The following is a 2812-nucleotide window of genomic DNA, read 5'->3' as shown; positions in this document are numbered from 1 at the left end:
GGCAGCCCAACGCCGAGAACGCGCCCGCATCCGCAGCCAACGCCAACAACGATGGGGCCGCCCCCGCAGCAAAGCCGCGTGACCAAACCCGGCAAACCTTCCCGGTCAGCGCACTAGAGACGTGACATCGACTGGTCCGAATCCCGAATCCACAGGGGTTCGGACCGGTCTCTTTCGCGATTGGGGTTCGATTGGGGTTCACGCCCGCTCCATGAAGCCGTGGAGCGCACGTGCACGCTCCCCCAGGAGCCTGTCCAAAACCCCGACCGGCGACCGCGGACTCAAGGCCGCCCGTTGGTCCAGCGCGGACTCCCACCGCTGCTGCATGCACTCCTTCACCCTCGCACGCATGGACGCGGACACATGTGCATACGTGCCGCTCATGCCGCTCATCGCATGTCCGAGCCGGTCCTTCTTCAGCACCTCCGGCAGGCCATCCTCATCCAGCCACACCCGCTGACTGTGCCGCAGCTCGTGCGGGGTCAATCCTGGCTTGATCGGCAGCCACGACGCCAAAGACCGCAGGCGCTCAGGGCGCCCCTCCTGCTCGGCGGCGACCCGCGTCCGGTGGACGTGCCCGGCGCGGCCAGTCTCTGACAAGCACGGCTTGCCAGGCCCAGCCGCGCAGTGCGGGCAGGTGATCCGCAGCGGCTCCGACACCGGCAGATCGTGCCGGACCTCACCGCGTCCACAGGGCGGCTCCCACATCGGGCCAGCAGCCATCGGCCAGCCCGGCGAGAGCGGGAGGCCCGGCCATGGCTCGGCGACGTCGACCAGGACGGGGCGGCGGTTCTGCTCCTTCCGGGCGTAGGTCAGGCCATCGACCGCTGGACGCCAAGGGAACTGGCCGTAGGTGCCATGAAGCATGTGGCCGCGGTCCGGCGCCAACAGGTAGCCGACTCCGCCGCACGACTCGCTGCAGCGGCAGACGCCCTCGTACTGGTCGGCCTGCCACGCGAGCAACTCCGTGAGGAACGGAGGCAGGTCGACCATTCCGAAGAAGTCGGGGTGGTCGTTCCGGAACGACCCCTCCTTCGGCGGCGTGCGCCGGAAGCCAGGGCCGTCCGGCGGCGCGAGCTGCGAGTCGACCGCGAGCTTGTCGCCGTGAAGCACGCTCCGGCGGGTCGCCATCAGCTCACCCCATCGAGTGCCGCACCAGCCGCAGGTGACCCACATGACGAAGTCCTCGTCTCGGCCCGTGAGGATCGCGCAGCGTTCGGCGATCAGCAGAACCTCGAACGGGTGACCCATTGGCGCGGCGTGCGCGCCTCCTGGACGCGCCGCTGCGCGACCTTCCCGCGGCGTCGGCGCCGCTCAGCCGCGTTGACGTCCACCAGGCCGGCGGTTTGGGCGTCGCCGAGGATCGTCGACAGCAGGTTGCGGCAGTTGTCCGCGGTGTTGAGCGAGTACTTCTGCCGCAGAGTCTTGTGCCAGAGCTCGACTTCCTCCCGGTCATGGAGGGTGTTGATCGGTCGGGTCCCGAACGAAGGGAGGATCCGCAGGCGAAGGTGCTGATCGTAGACGGTGACGCTCTCGGGCTCGATGTCCTGCGCTGGGAGCCACTTGCTCCTCACCCAGTCCGCGAGGCGTTGCTGACCTGCGTACCGGTCGCGTTCACCGCGAGCACGCTTCTGTCCGGCGAGGGTGCGCTTCCATTCGTCGATCGTCATGCTGCCCGGTGCCAGGGGAGGCCCGTCCCATTCCTGGGCGAGCTCGTGGAGCTCGGCCTCCTTGAGGTACGCGGCACGCAGGGCGTCGGCTTCGCTGGTGAAGGGGATGCCCTGCCTGTCAGCGGAGATCGTCCCTACCTTGGGGCGTACGCCCGGAGGGTTCCGGTAGCGGCCACGCCAGTACCCGCTGCCTGCGCGCTGCTCGGCGTTCGCCATGCATTCTCCTGGTCAGGCGGGGATGTCCTGCGGCTGGGTAGTGCCGCTGAGGGGAGTGTCGGTGGATGGGACGGCCGATGGGGCTTCGCTTGGCGGCACGGGAACGTCGGGGTTGGTGGCTGGCGGTGTCTGCGGAGCTTGGCCTTCTTCGGCAGAGGGCACCTCTGGAGACGGCGTGCTCTCGGAGGGGGCGGGATCGGGCGGGGGCGCATCGGTGGGCGGGGAACTCGGCTCGGGCGTCGGGTCCGGCCCTGAAGGAGTCGGGTTGGGCGTGGGGACGACTTGGTCTGGTGCAGGCGGTGGAGGTGCGACCTTCCCCGATGGGCTCGGCGCTGGCGGGGTGGCGCTCCCCTGTGGCACTGGCGACGGCGGCATGGGGGTGGGCGGCTGCGTCAGGCTGGTCGGCGGCATGGTCACGGTCCGGGGCTGGGACGGCGTGAGCGCTGGTGCTGGGGCCACGGGCATCCGGTCTCCGACCGTGACGACATCCGGTACCGACTCGCCTGGGGCGGACCCCTCTCTGTCAGACTCTTGAGAGACAACAGGACATATGAGTCTTCTGTGACATGAGTAGGGCGAGAGCAGGATTTTCCGGTCGTGACGTTGAGTGTTGTTGATCTCCGCGATGATGGTGTCGTGGGCGAGAAGAAGGAAGGCCCTCGTGCGGGCCGGGCGAAGCGAAGGACGTTCACGCCCGAGTACAAGCTCGCGATCGTGGCCGAGTGGGAGCAGCTGACCGAGCCCGGCGCCCGGGGCGCGTTGCTGCGCCGCGAGGGCCTCTACCACTCACACATTCAGGACTGGAAGCGGCTGGCGGACGCCGGTTCGCTGAACGCGCTGGCGGCCAGGCCGTCCGGGCCCAAGCCGTCCAAGAGCGAGGCCGACCGGCAGGTCGAGAAGCTCGAGCGGGAGAAGGCCGCCCTGGC

The 2812-nt window shown here is 69.2% G+C and carries 2 protein-coding genes and 1 pseudogene; 1 reads left to right on the top strand and 2 read right to left on the bottom strand.

From position 1 onward, the window contains the following. Positions 1-198: 198 nt before the first annotated feature. Together EBO15_RS43115 and EBO15_RS43110 are read right to left on the bottom strand one after the other, a co-directional pair. Positions 199-1251: a zinc finger domain-containing protein gene (locus tag EBO15_RS43115; protein ID WP_122200182.1), complete on the bottom strand. Its 1053-nt coding sequence runs from the start codon at positions 1249-1251 to the stop codon at positions 199-201. Continuing rightward, the gene (locus tag EBO15_RS43110) at positions 1224-1886 is read right to left on the bottom strand and encodes a hypothetical protein (protein ID WP_122200181.1); all 663 of its coding nucleotides are present in this window, start codon (positions 1884-1886) and stop codon (positions 1224-1226) included. The genes EBO15_RS43115 and EBO15_RS43110 overlap by 28 nt, the downstream gene beginning before the upstream one ends. A 636-nt stretch (positions 1887-2522) precedes the next feature. On the opposite strand from EBO15_RS43110, the pseudogene EBO15_RS45640 reads away from it, so the two are divergent. Beyond that, a pseudogene (locus EBO15_RS45640) lies at positions 2523-2812 on the top strand (hypothetical protein); the annotation flags it as partial.

It is taken from the genome of Actinomadura harenae (assembly GCF_003696215.1).
In the GTDB taxonomy this organism is placed as follows: Bacteria; Actinomycetota; Actinomycetes; order Streptosporangiales; family Streptosporangiaceae; genus Spirillospora; species Spirillospora harenae.
This window is presented reverse-complemented; position numbering and strand designations above follow the sequence as displayed.